Source organism: Mesorhizobium sp. WSM3224 (genome assembly GCF_000427725.1).
Classification (GTDB): domain Bacteria; phylum Pseudomonadota; class Alphaproteobacteria; order Rhizobiales; family Rhizobiaceae; genus Mesorhizobium.
In genome coordinates, this window is sequence record NZ_ATYO01000007.1 from 176,429 (window position 1) to 193,463 (window position 17,035).

At 65.0% G+C, this 17,035-nt stretch carries 14 protein-coding genes; 2 read left to right on the top strand and 12 right to left on the bottom strand.

Features of this window, described 5'->3' with window-relative positions; genetic code table 11:
* Positions 1–7: 7 nt before the first annotated feature.
* The 5 genes from YU3_RS0114910 to YU3_RS0114930 all read right to left on the bottom strand — a co-directional run bounded on the left by YU3_RS0114910 (position 8) and on the right by YU3_RS0114930 (position 6,159).
* Positions 8–220 (bottom strand): hypothetical protein, encoded by a 213-nt coding sequence (locus YU3_RS0114910; RefSeq protein WP_027167008.1) that lies wholly within the window; start codon positions 218–220, stop codon positions 8–10.
* A gap of 57 nt (positions 221–277) precedes the next feature.
* Complete coding sequence (gene iolE / locus YU3_RS0114915) at positions 278–1,192, bottom strand: myo-inosose-2 dehydratase (RefSeq protein ID WP_027167009.1); 915 nt, start codon at positions 1,190–1,192, stop codon at positions 278–280.
* Between the two features lie 148 nt (positions 1,193–1,340).
* Positions 1,341–3,191 carry a 3D-(3,5/4)-trihydroxycyclohexane-1,2-dione acylhydrolase (decyclizing) gene (iolD, locus tag YU3_RS0114920; RefSeq protein WP_027167010.1) on the bottom strand — a complete coding sequence of 617 codons (1,851 nt, stop codon included), beginning with the start codon at positions 3,189–3,191 and terminating at the stop codon, positions 1,341–1,343.
* A 32-nt stretch (positions 3,192–3,223) separates the two neighbouring features.
* Complete coding sequence (gene iolC / locus YU3_RS0114925; RefSeq protein WP_027167011.1) at positions 3,224–5,158, bottom strand: 5-dehydro-2-deoxygluconokinase; 1,935 nt, start codon at positions 5,156–5,158, stop codon at positions 3,224–3,226.
* Between the two features lie 155 nt (positions 5,159–5,313).
* Complete coding sequence (locus tag YU3_RS0114930) at positions 5,314–6,159, bottom strand: MurR/RpiR family transcriptional regulator (protein WP_036258600.1); 846 nt, start codon at positions 6,157–6,159, stop codon at positions 5,314–5,316.
* Between the two features lie 247 nt (positions 6,160–6,406).
* Between YU3_RS0114930 and YU3_RS0114935 the strand changes: the two genes are divergently transcribed.
* The gene (locus YU3_RS0114935; protein ID WP_027167013.1) at positions 6,407–7,516 is read left to right on the top strand and encodes a Gfo/Idh/MocA family oxidoreductase; all 1,110 of its coding nucleotides are present in this window, start codon (positions 6,407–6,409) and stop codon (positions 7,514–7,516) included.
* Positions 7,517–7,626: 110 nt separating this feature from the next.
* On the opposite strand, the gene YU3_RS0114940 is transcribed toward YU3_RS0114935, so the two are convergent.
* The 7 genes from YU3_RS0114940 to iolE (YU3_RS0114970) form a co-directional block, all read right to left on the bottom strand.
* Positions 7,627–8,565, bottom strand: coding sequence for a sugar phosphate isomerase/epimerase (locus YU3_RS0114940; protein ID WP_027167014.1), 939 nt, complete (start codon positions 8,563–8,565; stop codon positions 7,627–7,629).
* A 33-nt stretch (positions 8,566–8,598) separates the two neighbouring features.
* Positions 8,599–9,591 (bottom strand): inositol 2-dehydrogenase, encoded by a 993-nt coding sequence (gene iolG / locus YU3_RS0114945; RefSeq protein ID WP_027167015.1) that lies wholly within the window; start codon positions 9,589–9,591, stop codon positions 8,599–8,601.
* A gap of 65 nt (positions 9,592–9,656) precedes the next feature.
* Positions 9,657–10,475 carry a carbohydrate ABC transporter permease gene (locus YU3_RS0114950; protein ID WP_036258514.1) on the bottom strand — a complete coding sequence of 273 codons (819 nt, stop codon included), beginning with the start codon at positions 10,473–10,475 and terminating at the stop codon, positions 9,657–9,659.
* Entirely contained in the window at positions 10,472–11,365 is an 894-nt protein-coding gene (locus YU3_RS36565) for a sugar ABC transporter permease (protein WP_198021668.1), read from the bottom strand. The genes YU3_RS0114950 and YU3_RS36565 overlap by 4 nt, the downstream gene beginning before the upstream one ends.
* Positions 11,366–11,376: 11 nt before the next feature.
* Positions 11,377–12,690: an extracellular solute-binding protein gene (locus tag YU3_RS0114960; RefSeq protein WP_027167017.1), complete on the bottom strand. Its 1,314-nt coding sequence runs from the start codon at positions 12,688–12,690 to the stop codon at positions 11,377–11,379.
* A complete protein-coding gene (locus YU3_RS0114965) occupies positions 12,687–13,784 on the bottom strand; it encodes an ABC transporter ATP-binding protein (RefSeq protein ID WP_027167018.1) in 1,098 nt (365 codons plus the stop codon). The genes YU3_RS0114960 and YU3_RS0114965 overlap by 4 nt, the downstream gene beginning before the upstream one ends.
* A gap of 28 nt (positions 13,785–13,812) precedes the next feature.
* On the bottom strand, positions 13,813–14,724 hold the full coding sequence (gene iolE, locus YU3_RS0114970) for a myo-inosose-2 dehydratase (RefSeq protein WP_027167019.1): 912 nt from the start codon (positions 14,722–14,724) through the stop codon (positions 13,813–13,815).
* A gap of 535 nt (positions 14,725–15,259) precedes the next feature.
* On the opposite strand from iolE (YU3_RS0114970), the gene YU3_RS41665 reads away from it, so the two are divergent.
* Positions 15,260–16,924 (top strand): PLP-dependent aminotransferase family protein, encoded by a 1,665-nt coding sequence (locus YU3_RS41665; RefSeq protein WP_027167020.1) that lies wholly within the window; start codon positions 15,260–15,262, stop codon positions 16,922–16,924.
* The last annotated feature ends 111 nt before the right edge of the window (positions 16,925–17,035 follow it).

Below are 17,035 nucleotides of genomic sequence, written 5' to 3' on the forward strand. Positions count from 1 at the left end.
TCCTAGATTATTCCTTCGGTTCGGCTGGAGGCTTGTTCTCCTCGGCCGGATTGTAGAGGTAGAAGAACTGCCACACCGCGTAGCCGGCGAAGCCGAGCGCGATGACGCCCCAGAATGGCGTGCCGGAAGCGAACTCGATCACCGACCAGACCAGGCAGACGACGACGATGGCGATGCGGCGCCATAGCGGCCGGAAGAAGGGATGCTCATAGTCTTTCATCGCGCCAATCCATCCAAAGCGCATCAGATAGACCGAGCGCCCGGACTAATCCACCGTTCAGGCTGGAAAACCCTGCGTCTCGACCGTATAGCCGGCGGCCGTCATCACCCGCATCAGCTCCTTGTGGCCGACCTCAGCCATCTTCAGCGGCGGGTTCGTCTTCGGATCCTGCTCGGCTTCCACCACGAACCAGCCTTCATAGCCGTGATCGGCGAAGCGCTGGACGATGGCGCCGAAGTCGAGCGAGCCGTCGCCCGGCACCGTGAAGGCGCCGAGCGCCACGGCGTCGAGGAAAGACTGCTTGGAGCGGTCGAGGCTGTCGATGACGCCCATGCGCACGTCCTTCACATGGACGTGGTTGATGCGCTTGTGGTGGTTGTCGATGGCGCGCAGCACGTTGCCGCCGGCAAATGCGAGGTGGCCGGCGTCGAGCAGCAGCGGGATGCCTTCGCCCGAATGGCGCATGAAGGCGTCGAGCTCCGGCTCGGTCTCGACCACCGCCGCCATGTGATGGTGGTAGGAAAGCGGCATGCCCTGTTCGGCGCACCATTCGCCGAATTCGGTGACGCGCCGGCCATAGGCCTTCATCTCGTCCCCGGAGAGTTTCGGCTTGGTGGCCAAAGGCTTCGAGCGGTCGCCCTGGATGGAGCGGCCAACCTCGCCATAGACGATGCAGGGCGCGTTGACCGCCTTGAACAGGTCGATCATCGGCTGGATGCGATCCTTGTTGCTGGCCAAGTCCTCATTGACCAGTGTGCCGGAGAACCAGCCGCCGCAAAGCGTGACATCGGCCTCTTTCAGGATCGGCAGCATCACTTTCGGATCGTTGGGGAAGCGGCGGCCCATCTCCATGCCGGTGAAGCCGGCCGAGCGTGATTGCCGCAGGCACTCCTCGAGCGACACGTCATCGCTCAACTCCACGAGATCGTCGTTCCACCACGCGATGGGGGACATGCCCAGTCTGGCTTTCAAGTCGTCACTCCAATGTCGGTTCGTTTCCACCTTCCCCTTGTGGGGAGGGTCGCTGCGAAGCAGCGGGGAGGGGCAGCGCCAACCCCCAGCCGGACCTTCGGTCCGACCTCCCCACAAGAGGGAGGGTGGGGTTTTGGCCTTGCCGGCATCAATTTCCGACGTTCTGCATCTGCTTTTTGTCCTCATACGCCTTGCGCGCGGCGTTGACTTCGCGTCGCGCCGAGACTTCCGGCACGGCAACGTCCCACCAATGGCCGCCGGCCTCGGTCGAAACCAGCGGATCGGTGTCGATGACCAGCACCGTGGTCTTGTCGTTCCTTTTGGCCTTGGCCAGCGCCGTCTCCAGCTCGGCGATCGACGCCACCTTCTCGGCGACCGCGCCCAGGCTTGCCGCATGGGCGGCGAAGTCGACGTCGGGCATCACCTCGTGGCGGGCGTCCTTCAGGAGATTGTTGAAGTTGGCGCCGCCGGTCGCCATCTGCAGCCGGTTGATGCAGCCATAGCCGCGATTGTCGAGCAGCACGATGGTGAGCTTGAGGCCGAGCATCACCGAGGTGGCGATCTCGGAATTGAGCATCAGATAGGAGCCGTCGCCGATCATGACGACGACCTCCTGGTCGGGCTTCGCCATCTTGACGCCGAGCCCGCCGGCGATCTCGTAGCCCATGGTCGAGAAGCCGTATTCGGCATGGTAGGAGCCCGGCGCGCCGGCCTGCCACAGCTTGTGCAGTTCGCCGGGCAGACCGCCCGCGGCATGCAGCAGGGTGACGCCCGAGCCCATCGCCCGCTGCACGGCGCCGATCACCTGCGCGTCGGAAGGATAGGTGGCGTTGGTCGAGGCGGTCACCTTCGCGGCGGCGGCCTGCCACTCCTTCTTGCCCTTCAGCGCATTGTCGGTCCAGGCGGCAGGCGTCTTCCAGCCCTTCAGCGCGGCGGCGAGCTCGGCGAGGCCTTCGGCGGCGTCGGCGACCAGCGGCATCGCCCAATGCTTGCCGGCATCGAAGACCTGGGAATTCAGCCCGATAATGGTGCGGCCGGCATTCTTGAACAGCGCCCAGGACCCGGTGGTGAAATCCTGCAGCCTGGTGCCGACGGCGAGCACGACATCGGCCTCTTCGGCCAGCCGGTTGGCGGCGGAGGTGCCGGTGACGCCGACCGCGGCCATGTTGAGCGGATGGTCGTCGGGCAGCGAGGATTTGCCGCCTTGCGTTTCGCAGACCGGAATGCCGGCGCCTTGCACCAGCTTGGCGAGCTCGTCCGAGGCCTGCGAATACAGCACCCCGCCGCCGGCAATCACCAGCGGTTTCTTCGCGCCCTTCAGCGCCGCGACGGCGGCGGCCAGTTCATTGCGGTCCGGGCGCGGCCGGCGCGGCGTCCAGACACGCTCGGCAAACAGGCTTTCGGGATAATCATAGGCCTCGGCCTGCACGTCCTGGCAGAGCGACAGCGTCACCGGCCCGCATTCGGCCGGATCGGTCAGCACCTGCATGGCGCGGTTGAGCGCCGGGATGATCTGCTCCGGCCGCGTGATGCGGTCGAAATAGCGCGATACCGGGCGGAAGCAGTCGTTGACGCTCGCCGTGCCGTCGGAGAAATCCTCGGCCTGCTGCAGCACCGGATCCGGCAGGCGATTGGCGAAGATGTCGCCCGGTAAAAACAGGACGGGCAACCGGTTTACATGCGCGAGTGCCGCCGCCGTCACCATGTTGAGCGCACCGGGGCCGATCGAAGAGGTCGCGGCCATGAAGCGGCGGCGGAAATTCGCCTTGGCGTAAGCGATCGCCGCATGCGCCATCGCCTGTTCGTTATGGGCGCGGAAGGTCGGCAGCTCGTCGCGCACCTGGTAGAGCGCCTCGCCGACGCCGGCGACGTTGCCGTGGCCGAAGATCGCCCAGACGCCGCCGAAGATCGGCACCTTTTTGCCGTCGATCTCGGTCATTTGCCGGCTGAGAAAGCGCGTCAGCGCCTGCGCCATGGTCAGGCGAATTGTCTTGCTCATCGCATTTCCTCCGCAGTCCTTCCGCCGTCTCGTTATGCCGCCTTGCGGCCGCGCGCGGCAAGCCACGCCTCGGTCAGCTGCTCGAAGCGCACGGCCATGTCGGCGATCGCCTCCTCATCCGACATCTTGCCGGCCAGCCATCGTTCGGCGGCGTTGATGAAGATCGTTCGACCGACGGCGAAGCCTTTGACGATTGGCGCGTTGCTCGTTGCGGCAAATGCAGCGACCAGTTCGTCCTGGGGCGCTTCCAGCCCCAGCAGCACGACGCCCCGGCACCAGGGATCGTTCTTGACGATCACCTGTTCGATCTTCGCCCAGGCACCTGCCGAAGCCTGCGGCTCGAGCTTCCACCAGTCCGGCTTGATGCCCAGCGCATAGAGTTCCGCCAGCGCACGCGCAATGGTGGTGTCGTCGAGCTTGCCGTGCTTGCCGGCGATGATCTCGACCAGCAATTCCCGGCCGACTTTTCGCGCGGCCTCGAACAGCGCGCGCAGCTTCTGCTGCTGCTCGATCTTCAGCGCTTCCGGGTCGTCCGGGTGGTAGAAGCACAGGCATTTGATGCAGTGGTCGACCGGCCATTCGGTGAGTTGCGAGCCGATGTCCTGCGAGAATTCGAAGCGCAGCGGCCGCGATCCGGGCAATTCGACTGGACGGCCGAGCCAGGCAAACGGATGGCGAGCGAATTCGAACATCGCGTCGCGGCCGTATTTCTCGTCGATCAGCATGCCGTAGCCGTCGCGGCCAGCGGCGACTTTAGCGGCCGCCTTGACCGTCAGCACCTTGAAGTCGGGGATGCGCGCGGCATCGGCGCCGACCCTCGCGGCAACATCCTCGAGCTGGACGCGATGGTCACAGGCTAAAGCCATCAGCGAGGGGACGTCGCGCCGGCGCGTCGTCGCCCAATGGATGTGGTTGATCGCCTCGTCCTTGCGCAGCGCCAGGTGCTTGCTGCCGTGCTTCAGGAAGAATTGCAGCTCCTCGAAGGTCGGATATTCCGGCGCGCAGAGCAGGCGCGAGACGGCAAAGGCGCCGCAGGCATTGGCCCAGGTGGCGGCCGTGGCAAAGCTTTCGCCGCCGAGCCAGCCGCGCAGGAAGCCCGACATGAAGGCGTCGCCGGCGCCCAGCACATTGTAGATCTCAATCGGAAAACCCTTTCCGACGATGCCGTCCTCGAGGTCGTCGCTGATCGGCCCGTCATAGACGATGCAGCCCTGCGCGCCGCGCTTCAGGACGATGGTGGCCGAGGACAGCGCGCGGATCGCCTTCAGCGCGCTCAGGCAATCGTCGGCGCCCGAGGCGATCATGATCTCTTCCTCGGTGCCGACGATCAGGTCGCAATCGGGCAGCACGGTCTTAAGCTGCGCCGAGACGCGGTCCGACTTGACGTAGCGCTCGAAGCCTTCGGCATGGCCGGCAAGACCCCACAGGTTCGGGCGGTAGTCGATATCGAACACCACCTTGCCGCCCTTGGCCTTCATCAGGCGGATCGCCTTGCGCTGCGCGGCATCCGAATTGGGTCGTGAGAAATGCGTGCCGGTGACGACGACCGAGCGGGCCGAGGCGATGAAAGCCTCGTCGATATCTTCTTCGGCGAGCGCCATGTCGGCGCAGTCGGAGCGGTAGAAGATCATCGGCGAGACGCCTTCGTCCTCGACCGAGAGCAGCACCAGCGCCGTCAGCCGTTCCTTGTCGGTCTTCAGGCCGTCGACCGAGACGCCCTCGCGCCGAAGCTGCTCGCGGATGAAGCGGCCCATCTGCTCGTCACCGACGCGCGTCAGTAGCGCCGAGCGCAGGCCGAGCCTTGCCGTGCCGACCGAAATATTGGCCGGGCAGCCGCCGACCGACTTGGCGAAGGAGGTGATATCCTCCAGCCGCGAGCCGATCTGCTGCCCATAGAGATCGACCGAGGCGCGGCCGATGGTGATGACGTCGAGCGGCGGGTATTTCCCTTCCACGGCTTCGCCCATTCGAACCTCCCATCGGCCTTGTTGTGCAGAGCAGCGTCGTTTTGGACAGCACGCGCAAACGGCGGCGTGGCGTCGTCAATATGAAATATTAATTCCAATCTACAGTCAATATGGAATGAGCATTCCCAAGGCAAAAAGCGTTTCGTCGGCGAGGCTCAGCCCTTCCGCCTGCGCCCGGCTTCGCGGCGCTTCTCGCCGACGGCGACAGTCAGCGCCATGGCTAAAGCCATTGTCGCGGAGATCGAACGGAAGCCGCCGAAATCAGCCTCGGCGACCTCGAACCAGACCTTGGCGAATTGCGCGAGCGGCGAGAAGGATGAGTCGGTGATCGCCACGATCGGCACGCCCTGTTCCGCGATCGAGCGGGTCTCCTCGATGGTCGCGGGCGCATAGGGCGAGAAGCTGATGGCGATGACGGCGTCGCGCGGCGTGGCGAAGCCGATCATCTCGGCATTGAGGCCGGCGGCCGATTCCACCAGCTGGTTGCGGATCTTGAGCTTGCCCAGCGCATAGGCGATGTAGGAAGCGACCGGATAGGAGCGGCGCTTGGCCAGCACATAAATGGTCTCGGCCTTTGCCAAGAGCGCAACCGCCTCTTCGAAATGCGCATCGTTGAGCGAGCGCGAAATATCGCCCAGCGAGGTGCTGGCGGCGGCGACGAAGCCGTCGAAGATCGCCCGGTGCCCGCCGCCGTCCTCGGCCTTGGCGCGCAATGCCGCCAGCCGCTCGTCATAGGAGGAGTTGCGTTCGCGCAGGCGCTCGCGGAAAACCTGCTGCAGGCTGGTGAAGCCGTCGAAGCCGAGCTGCTGGGCAAAGCGGATCAGCGTCGAGGGCTGGACCCCGGCCGAAGCCGCAATGCTCGCCGCCGTTCCGAAAGCGATGTCGTCGGGGTTGTCGAGCGCGTAAGCGGCGATCTGCGCGATGCGCTTGGGCAGGCTCTGGCGCCTGTCCAGGATCGTCGCGCGCAGCGTCTCGAAATCGCGAGGCACAAGTTCGTCCATCGTCGCTCCGTCCGCGCCCATAATGTTTGTCCCTCTCCTGCCTCATCATAGCGAGTCCGCGCAAGAACACCATTAAAAATGATTTGGATGTTCCATTCCTTGCCAAAATAGACTAATTCATCCACATCAATATTTCCCCGGAGCGATTCCGCTTTCACGGAACCGCTCCATCTGTTTGTTGACGCAATTCCGGACGGAAAACCGCCTGACACTTTTCCTGGAATTGCTCGGGCGCGGAGACATCGACATGGTCGGAGTGGGCCTCATCGGCACGGGCTTCATGGGCAAGTGCCACGCCATCGCCTGGAATGCGGTGGGCACCGTCTTTCCCGATGTCGACAAGCCGAGGCTGGTGCATCTGGGCGAGGTGAATGACGAGCTTGCCAAGCGCAAGGCCGGCGAGTTCGGCTTCGCAAAAGGCTCCGGCGACTGGCGCGCCGTGGTCAACGATCCGGAAGTCGAAATCGTCTCGCTGACCACGCCCAACCAGTTCCATCCGGAAATGGCGATCGCCATCCTCGAAGCAGGCAAGCATCTGTGGTGCGAGAAGCCGATGGCGCCGAGCTTTGCCGAGGCCGAGGCGATGGCGAAGGCCGCCAAGGCATCCGGCAAGGTCGCCGTGCTTGGTTATAACTACATCCAGAACCCCGCCATCCGCCATATCGGCGCGCTGCTCGATGAAAAGATCATCGGCGACGTCAACCTCGTGCGCATCGAGATGGACGAGGATTTCATGGCCGACCCGGAAGCGCTGTTCTTCTGGAAGCACGAGGCGGCTTCCGGCTACGGCGCGCTCGACGATTTCGCCGTGCATCCGCTGTCGCTGATCAAGGTGCTGTTCGGCCGTGTCAGCCGTGTCATGTGCGACATGGTGAAACCCTATGCCGATCGCAAAGTCGCTTCCGGCGGCCGCCGCGCGGTCGAGACCTACGATATCGCCAACGTGCTCATGCATCTCGAAAACGGCGTCGCCGGCACGCTGCTGGTCAACCGTTCGGCCTGGGGCCGCAAGGGCCGCATCGCCATCCAGATTTTCGGCTCGAAGGGATCGATCCTCTACGACCAGGAGCGGATGAACGAATTCCAGCTCTACCTCACCGCCGACCGGCCGACCGAGCAGGGCTACCGCACCGTCCTGGTGGCGCCGCACCACAAGCCCTATGATTCGTTCCTGCCCGCGCCCGGCCATGGCCTCGGCTTCAACGACCTCAAGATGATCGAATGCCGCGAGCTGTTGATGCGCATCGCCGGCAAGCCGGCCCGCATCATCGACTTCGACGAGGGGCTGGAGATCGAGCGCACCGTGCATGCGATGGCGCGCTCGTTCCAGGAGCAGCGCTGGGTCGATGTGAGATAATTCAGCCGAACGCCGGAACCGGCGCAACGGCCAGCGCCGGTGGCGGCTGCCTGCAGCATGTCGCCATGGGTGCGGGCAGCTCGGCATTCGTCGCTTCGGACTGGCCCCCTTCAAGCAAGGTTGATGGCGACGTTGCGCAGCAACGCCACGGATTTGCGCATGCCTTCCATCGGCGAAAGCATCATGTCCTCGTGCTCGATCGAGAGCACATCGTCGTAGCCAGCCTGTTTCAGCGCGGTGCAGAACTGCCGCCACCAGGTCTCGCCGTGACCGTAGCCCAGCGTGATGTAATTCCAGGCCCTGTCGGCATAGTGGTTCGGCGGGCGCGCATCGAGCACGCCGTCGATGCCGGCCGGCACCGGCTCGACGCGCGTATCCTTGGCATGGACATAGTAGATCGCCGAGCCGAGCTTGCGCACCGCGGCTATCGGGTCGGCACCCATCCACATCGGATGGCTCGGATCATAATTCGCGCCAACCGTGTCGCCGACGGCATCGCGCAGCCGCAACAGCGTCTGGACGTTGTAGACGGCCTGATGACCGTGCAATTCCAGGCAAAGTTTACTGATGCCGAGATTGTTCGCGTATGCGACGAGATCGCGCCAGTAGGGAATGATGCAATCGTCCCACTGGTAGCGCTGGATGTCGGCGCATTCGGGCGGCCAGTCGGTGATGATCCAGTTGGGGTTGGCATCGCCAGGGCCGCCGGGCAACCCGGACATCATGACCACGCGATCGATCCCCATCAGGCTCGCCAGCCGGATCGTGTCCTCGGTCACCTGACGGTGCTGCTTGCCCTGCGGCCCTGGATGCAGCGGATTGCCCGAGCAGTTGAGCGCCGCGATCGTCAGCCCGTGGTCGCGGACCTTGGCGACGAATTCGGCACGGGTCGCCGCGCTGTCCAGCATGGCCGCGAGATCGATGTGCGGCGCGGACGACCAGTTGCCGCAGGCGAACTCCAAGGTCTCCAGTCCGAGTTCGGCGGAGGCGCGCAGCATCTCGTCAAAGGACAGGTTGCCCAGGCTGTCGGTGATCATGCCGATCTTCATTTCGGAACTCCTGGTTGACTTCAGACCATCCGCTTACGGCATCACGGGTTCGAACCTGCCGGAGCGGGCCGACGCGAGAGCCGCCTCGCAAAGGATCATGGCCTTGCGGCCGTCGCTCGCGGTGACGGCGGGTTTCCTGCCCGTTTCGACGCAATCGATGAAGTGATCGATCTCGGCGGCGTAGGATTCAGCGTAGCGCTCGACGAAGAAATAGTAGGGCTTGTCGCGCGATATGCCGTTGCCGCCATACAATTCCACCGAGGTCGGCAGCCGGTTGCCGGCCTGCAGCATGCCTTCGGCGCCATGCACCTCGATGCGCTGATCGTAGCCATAGGCAGCCCTGACGCTGTTGTTGATGTGGCATTGCCGGCCGGACGCTGTTCGCAGGATGAACATCGCGGTGTCGTAGTCGCCGAGCTTCCTGTATTGCGGCGCCACCAGCGAGGAGCCGGTCGCGAAAAGTTCGACCGGCTCTTCGTCGAGCAGGTTCCGGGCCATATCGAAGTCGTGGATGGTCATCTCGCGAAAGACGCCCCCGCCTCCGGCCAGTGCTTCCTCGGTTTCGGGTTCGGGGTCGCGGCTGGTGATGATAACTTGCTCGACGGCGCCGATCTCACCGCCGTCGAGGCGCTCTTTCAGTGCCCGGAAGCTCGGATCGAAGCGGCGATTGAAGCCGATCTGGAACGGCACGCCCGCTTTCGCGACCGCGGCCAAGCACTCGTCCGTGCGCTTGAGATCGAGATCGATCGGCTTTTCGCAGAAGATCGCCTTGCCTTTCGCCGCCGCGGCCATGGCGAGCTCGGCGTGGGTGCGCGTCGCCGAAGCGATGAACACCATCTTCACCGACGGATCGTTCATCACCGTCTCGGTGTCGGCAATCTCGGCGCCGGTCGCGGCGGCAATCGGGCCCGCCGCCTCGCGATTGGGATCGACGATGTAGCGCAGCCTCACCTTCGGGTGGCGCGCGAGATTGCCCGCGTGCACACGGCCGATCAGCCCCACCCCGAACAGACAAACATCCATCATGCGTTCGACTTTCCTATCGGGCCGCGCCAACGCGGAACGGCCGGTTCAACATGCGCGGCCGGCGCTCATTTCACCGCGCCCATGGTCAGCCCGCGCACCAGATGGCGCTGCACCAGGAGCGCGAAGAAGACGATCGGCAGCGCGCCGATGACGCCGGCGGCCGACATCGAGGCCCAGTCGGTATCTATGCGGCCGATCAGCGTCGCGGTGCCGCGCGGCATGGTCATGGCCCGCGGCGTCGCCGTCAGCGCCAGCGCGAAGAGGAACTCGTTGAAAGTGACCAGCACCGCGAAAATGGCGGTGGCCGCGAGCCCGGGCGCCGCCAGCGGCAGCGTGATGCGGCGGAAAGCGCCGAAGCGCGAATCGCCGTCGACCATCGCGGCTTCCTCGAGGTCGACGGGGATCTCGCGAAAGAAGCTCTCCATCATCCAGACGCAAAAGGTGATGTTGAAGGCGGTGTAGGTGGCGATCAGGCCGAGCCAGCTGTCGAGCAGGCCGAGGTGGAGCATCAACAGGTAGACGGGGATCAGGATGACGACCGGCGGGATGATGCGCAGCGTCAAAAGGAACAGGCCGACCTTGCGCTCCGCGGCGAAAGGCAGGCGGAACCTGGCGATCGCATAGGCGCCCATCGCGCCGACGATCAGCGCGATGGCGACGGAGAAGAATGTCACCACCAGGGAATTCGTCAGGTAGGAACCGAACTGCTTTTCGGTGAACAGCCGCACGTAGTTGTCGAGCGTCGGAACATGTGGGTAGAGCGTGCCTTCCTGGGTGATCTCGCGGTTGGACTTGAGCGAGGTCGAGACCAGCCAGTAGATCGGCAGGAGCACGACAGCCAGCACGAAGGTGGTGGTGAGGATGCGCGCCAGACGGGTGCTCATGACGCGTCGATCCTGCGCAAGAGCCTGATGGCGCTGAAGGCGAGCGCGAGCACGACGAGGCCGATCGTCACGAACAGCGCCGCCGCATATCCGGTCTGCTGGAACTTGAACGCGGTGTCGTAGCCGTAGATCGAGATCAGCCTCGTCGCTTCGCCCGGCCCGCCACGGGTCAGCACGAAAACCTGGTCGAACGTGCCGAAGGCGTCGATGGTGCGCAGCACGATCGCCACCGCCAGCACCGGCCGCATCATCGGAAAGGTGAGATCGGCAAACACGCGCCAGGCGCCGGCGCCGTCGACGCGCGCTGCCTCGAACGGCTCGTGCGGCAGCGATTGCAACCCCGCGAGCAGGATCAGGAACATCAGCGGCGTCCATTCCCAGACGTCCAGCACGACCAGTCCGATGAAGGCGTTGAGCGGATTGCCGAGGATTTGCACTGCGCCGCCGCCCATCGCCGCCGACAGCGCCGTCAGCATGCCGGCGTCGCTGGCGTAGATCAGGCGGAAGACGATGGCGACCACGACCGGCGTGACCACCATGGGAATGATGAGCACGGTCCGCAGCAGGCGGATGCCGCGAAACTCGTGCAGGCAAAACAGCGCCAGCGCGAAGCCGAGCACCGCCTCGAAAGACACCGACAACGCAACGAACTTCACCGTGACCCAGAGCGAGTTCAGGAACTGCGCGTCGCTCCAAAGATGCAGATAGTTCTGCAGGCCGACATTGGAGATCGGCGAGCCATAGCGGTAGGCCCTGGTGCTGGCCCTGAGACCATCCCAGAGCGGATAGATGAGCACTCCGAGCACGATCAGCAGGCCCGGCGCCAGCATGAGATAGGGGAGGGCGAGGTCGAGCCCCGCCCCCTGCAGGCGATATTTGCGTGCCTGCATGCCGCTTTGCATCAGTAGTAACCGGCCGTGGTCAGATAGTCCTTGACCTGCTTGGCGGCCGTGTCCAGCGCCGCGCCGCCGCCGGAGCCGGCCTGCAGCGCCTTGTTGAGCTCGATGCCGAGCAGTTCCTCGACCTTCGCCCAGTCCGGCGTGCGCGGCCGCGGCAGCGCGCCGGCGTCGAGCTGCTGCAGGGCGACCGGGATTAGCCGATTGCCCGGCTTGGCGATGCCGAAGGCGCTGCGCTTGACCGGGATCGAGCCGGCTTCCGACAGCTTGGCCTGGGCTTCGGCGCTGACATACCACTTCAGGAACTCGATCGAGTTCGCCTTGTTGGGCGCCGATTTCGGCACGCCGGCGATGAAGATGCCCATCTGGGCGATCGCCTTTTCCTGCTTCGGCACGACGCCGAAATCGAGCTTGCCGGCGACCTTGGTCTGCGCCGGATCGTCCGCCTTCAGCGCGTTGCCGGAATACTGGATGATGGCGCCCGCGTCGCCGCCCAGGATCGCCGCGCCCTCCTGGTCGGAGTCGAACTCGACCACGCCGCTCGGCGCGTTCTGCTTCATCGTGCCGACGAAGAAATCGGCCGATGCCTTGCCTTCGGCTGAATTGAAGATCGGGTTCCACTTGTCGTCGAAGAAGGCGCCGCCGAACGACAGGAAGATCGGATACCAGCTGGTGACGATCGGATTGCCGGAGACGCCGCGGAAGACGACCGGGTATTTGATCTTGCCGGCAGCCACCCCTTCCTTGCCCTTGGCGATCACCTCGTCCCAGGTCTTGGGCGCGCCGCCGGTGAAGACGTCGTTGCGGTAGGTGAGCGTCTGCAAATCGCCGACGAAGGGCACGCAGATCAACGTCGGCTTGGCGTTCTCGAAGCCCTTGACGCGCGGCCCCTGCTGCGGCGGCCAGTAGCCCATGTCGATCATCGAGCCGATCCAGTCCTTATCGGCGCCATCGATGCCGCCGGCGCCCAGATCCTCGAGCACGTTGGCGGCGCCGAACTGCGGCACCCATGGATCGTCGAGCAGATAGAGGTCGTACTGGCCGGCGCCGCTCTGGGCGTCGGCGAACCACTTCTCCAGGGTCACGCCATATTCGTCCTCGAGGAACTCGATGTCGAAGCCCTTTTCCTTCGCCAGCGGGATGATCTTCTGCTTGAACGGCGTCAGGCCGCCATCGGCGAAGGCGCCGATGATGACTTTCTTGCCGGCTGCCCTGGCCGGCATCGGCAAGCCGAGCGTGGTGAGGGCCGTGCTGGCCAAAGCCAGGCCAAGCCCGCCCTTGATGACGGAGCGGCGAGTAAGTCTGCTGGAATGCATCATTTCACTCTCCCATTGTTGTTGACCCTGTGGACGGCGGTGAGGCCGGCCGAATTGAAGAAACAGGCGTTCGCCGGGTCGAAGGCGACGCCGATGCTTTCACCCACCACACCCCGGAAATCGCGCCCGGCCCGTACCGAGACGTTGCCGCCGTCCAGGCGGACATGGACCAGCGTCTCGTTGCCCATCGGCTCGACGACATAGATTTCACCCGGCAGCGCGTTCGGCGCGTCGGATTGGGCGACGCTGCAATCTTCCGGTCTGAGCCCGATCTCGACGATCTCGGCAAGGCGGCACTCGGTGAGCCGCGTCCGCTCCAGCGCGACGATCTTTCCGCCCGCCATCACGCCTTGCTCGGAGAGCGCGACCGGCAGGATGTTCATCGGCGGATTGCCGACGAAGGTGGCGACGAAACGGTTTGCCGGGCGGTCGTATATCTCGATCGGCGGCGCCATCTGCTGCAACTCGCCGCCATGCATGACGGCGACGAAATCGGCCATCGTCAGGGCCTCGACCTGGTCGTGGGTGACGTAGATCGTGGTGGCGCTGAGGCGCTGGCAGAGCCGCTTGATCTCGCCGCGCATGGTGAGCCGCAGCCGTGCGTCGAGGTTGGACAGCGGCTCGTCCATGAGGAAGGCGGCCGGGTCGCGCACGATAGCGCGGGCCAGCGCCACGCGCTGGCGCTGGCCGCCCGAGAGCTGGCGTGGTCGGCGCTCGAGCAGATGGCCAATCTCGAGGATGGCGGCGACCTCGCCGATCTTGGCCTTGCGCCCGGCGTCGGGCGTGCCGCGGATCCACAGCGGATAGCCGATGTTCTCGGCGACCGTCATCTGCGGGTAGAGCGCATAGCTCTGGAACACCATGGCGATGTCGCGGTCGCGCGGCTGCAGCCGGGTGACGTCGCGCTCGCCGATGAAGACCTTGCCGGCGCTCGGCATGTCGAGCCCCGCCAGGATGCGCAATGCCGTCGTCTTGCCGCAACCCGATGGGCCGAGCAGCGCGAGGAATTTGTGGTCGGGCACGGCAAGGTCCAGCGATCGCAGCACGTTGAGCGCGCCGAAATTCTTGACCACGTTCTGGTACAGGACCGAACTCATTACCCTCGCCTGCGCCCCATTTGTGTCTTCAGCCCTTGCGCTCGTGCACGTAGAACCCCGCATCTTGCGCCAGTTTCTTCAGGTTGCGGTAGCCCATCGTGGCATAGGTCAGCGGATGCGCCTTGGCCGGGTCCTGCTCAGCCTCCACCACCAGCCAGCCCGAGTAGCCCTGGCCGGCGAGGATCTTGAGCAGCGTGGCGTAGTCGATCGCGCCGTCGCCGGGCACGGTGAAGATGCCTTCCATCACCGCGCCCATGAAGCTCATGTCGATGTCGCGCGCCTTCTTCAGCATCGCCGGGCGCACATCCTTGCAATGCACATGCACGACGCGCTCGACATGCCGGCGCAATAGCTGCTCCGGGTCGCCGCCGGAAAACGCGCAATGCCCGGTATCGTAGAGCAGCCCGACCGCCTCGCCGGTGCTATGCATCAGCCGGTCGATCTCTGTGTCGGTCTCGACGATCGTGCCCATGTGATGGTGGAAGGCCATGCCGACGCCGAAATCGGCGAAACGTTCGGCAAGCCGCGTGATCTTGGCGCCGTAGGCCTTCCATTCCCCGTCCATCAGCTTCGGCCGCTGCGAGATCGGATCGTGGATGGCGCCGTGCCGGCCGCGCGAGGTGTCGGCATAGACGACACGCCTGGCGCCGAGGTCGCGCAACAAGGTCAGATGCGGCCGGATCGCCTCGAATTCTTCCTCCACCTCCTTGTCGCAGATGCGGCCGTCATACCAGCCGGAGACCAGCGCCAGCCCGTGATGGTCGAGGATAGGCCTCAGCGTGCGCGCCTCGCGCGGGAACTTGCCGCCCAGCTCGGTGCCGGCATAGCCCGCTTCCGCGGTCTCGCTAAGGCACGTCTCGAGCGGCGTGTCGCCGCCCAGTTCCGGCACGTCGTCATTGCTCCAGGTGATCGGATTGATGCCAAGTCGTACTGTCGTCATTGCTCGCTTTCCGCCCCGCAGCCGGGTTGCTGCGGGGTGTCTGGTCTCGGGAGGAGATGGCTGCGGTTTCTGCTTGGCCGGGTGGAAAGCCCTGCCGTTCTTGGTCGGCCGGACGCCCTCCCAGCACCTTGCCCGACATGTCTTGGTCGACGTCTTACCCCAACGTCAGTCGCAGAAGTCTATCCCGCTCTGTCTCCATCGCGAGGTCCAGTTTTCGGGAAAATGAAGGAACCAGTTTGTGTTGGTTGGCGGCTGTGGCAGGATGGGGAGGATGGACAATCTCGAAATCATTGACCCTCGGCGCGAGGCCCCCCTCTCTGCCCTGCCGGGCATCTCCCCCTCAAGGGGGGAGATTGGCAGTTCAGGCGCCCCGCTTGCCTTTGCCACGTCGGCGATTGGCGAAAGCCGGCGTGACATCCAATCTCCCCCCTTGAGGGGGAGATGTCCGGCAGGACAGAGAGGGGGGCGAAGGAACTCGACGATGCCAGGCAAGCGTGTCTCGGCACGCCATTACCCCTATGGCGCAAGGTAAGATATGCGCCCCCAGCCCAAACCCCAGGCGTTCCCGCTCGACATGCTCGCGGTGAACCGCGCCAGCCCCGAGCACCTCTCGCGCCAGCTCTACCATGGCCTCGTCGCCATCATCCGCAACCGTGCGCTGCCCCCTGGCTCGGAACTGCCCTCCACCCGCGCTTTGGCCGCCGAGCTCGGCCTTGGCCGCAACACCATCGTCACCGCTTACGACCAGCTCGTCACCGAAGGCTACCTCGCCAACCGCCAGGGCGCCCGCCCGGTGATCGTCGACCTGCCCGACGGCCCGCGCGAGGCGCCGGCTGAGGAACCGCCCGTGCCGCTGCGCGCGCCTTCGCTGCGCGGCCAGCAACTGCTCAGCCAGCCCTATCACCACGGCAGGCCGGGGCACGTCGCCTTCCACCCCGGCATGCCGGATGCGCAGAGCTTTCCCTTCGGCGTCTGGGGCCGGCTGGTGGCGCGCCGCGCCAGCCATGGCGGCGAGACGCTGTTCGGCACCTATGACGTCACCGGCCATCCGGCGCTTAAAACGGCGATCGCCGGCTATCTCCTGTCGGCGCGCGGCGTGCGCTGCCGTTCCGAGCAGATCGTCGTCACCACCGGCGCGCAAGCCGCCTTCGATCTTCTGGCGCGCCTGCTGCTCGACCCCGGCGACACGGTGTGGATGGAGGAGCCCGGCTATTACGGCGCCAAGGCCGCCTTCACCGTGGCCGGCGCCAAAATCCTGCCCATCCCGGTCGACCAGGAGCGCGGCTGGCGCCTGGAGCATGATCCTGAAAAGTGGGAACCGGTTTTCGGCGAAAGATCATGCTCCACCAAAGAGTCAGCGCATGATCCCGAACCGAAGGTCAGCGGAAGCAAAAAGTGGGAACCGGTTTTCGGAGAACGATCATGCTCCAACAAAGAGCTGGACCGTGGCGGCGATTCAACGAAACGCCATCACGGTCCAGACGCGCCGGACTTCTCGCCTCGCCTCATCTATGTGACGCCGGCCTGCCAGCATCCCCTCGGCATCACCATGCGCATGGAGGAGCGGCTGCGCCTGCTCGACATCGCCGAGACCGCGAATTCATGGGTGATCGAGGACGATTTCGACGGCGAATACCGCTTTCAAGGCCGGCCGGTGCCGGCGATCCAGAGCATGGACCGCTCCGGCCGCGTCATCTATGTCGGCACCTTCGCCAAGCTCTTGTTCCCGGCGCTGCGTCTCGGCTTCATGGTGCTGCCGCCTGACCTTGCCGGCCGCATCGTCAACGCGCTCTCCACCACCGGCCAGTTCGCGCCGCTGCTGCTACAGGCCGCCTTGGCCGATTTCATCACCGAAGGCCATATGAGCCGGCACCTGAAGCGCATGCGCCGCATCTACGCCCAGCGCCGCCAGCTCTTCCGCGAGATCGTGACCGAGCGCCTGCGCGACGAGATCACCCTCTCCCCAGCCGAAGCCGGCATCCAGGTGGTGGGCTATCTGAGGGAGGGCATAGACGACATCGAGGTCAGCCAGGCCGCCGCAAGGCGGGCGATCAACGTCTCGCCGCTGTCGAAATATTTCCAGAACACGGCGCCGACCCAGGGGCTGGTGCTGGGCTATGCGGCCTGTGATGCGGCGCAGACGAGGGACGGCGTGGAGAGGCTGGCGCAGGCGATAGGTGAGGTGCTCGGGTGGGGGTGACTACGACAGTTTGTGCACAAAGGGATGCCTCGACTGGTCTAGTTCCAACCAATCTGACAAGGTGTATCAAGGAGCCTAAGTCCTTAGCTGAAATCGTGAATCAGTCGCGCC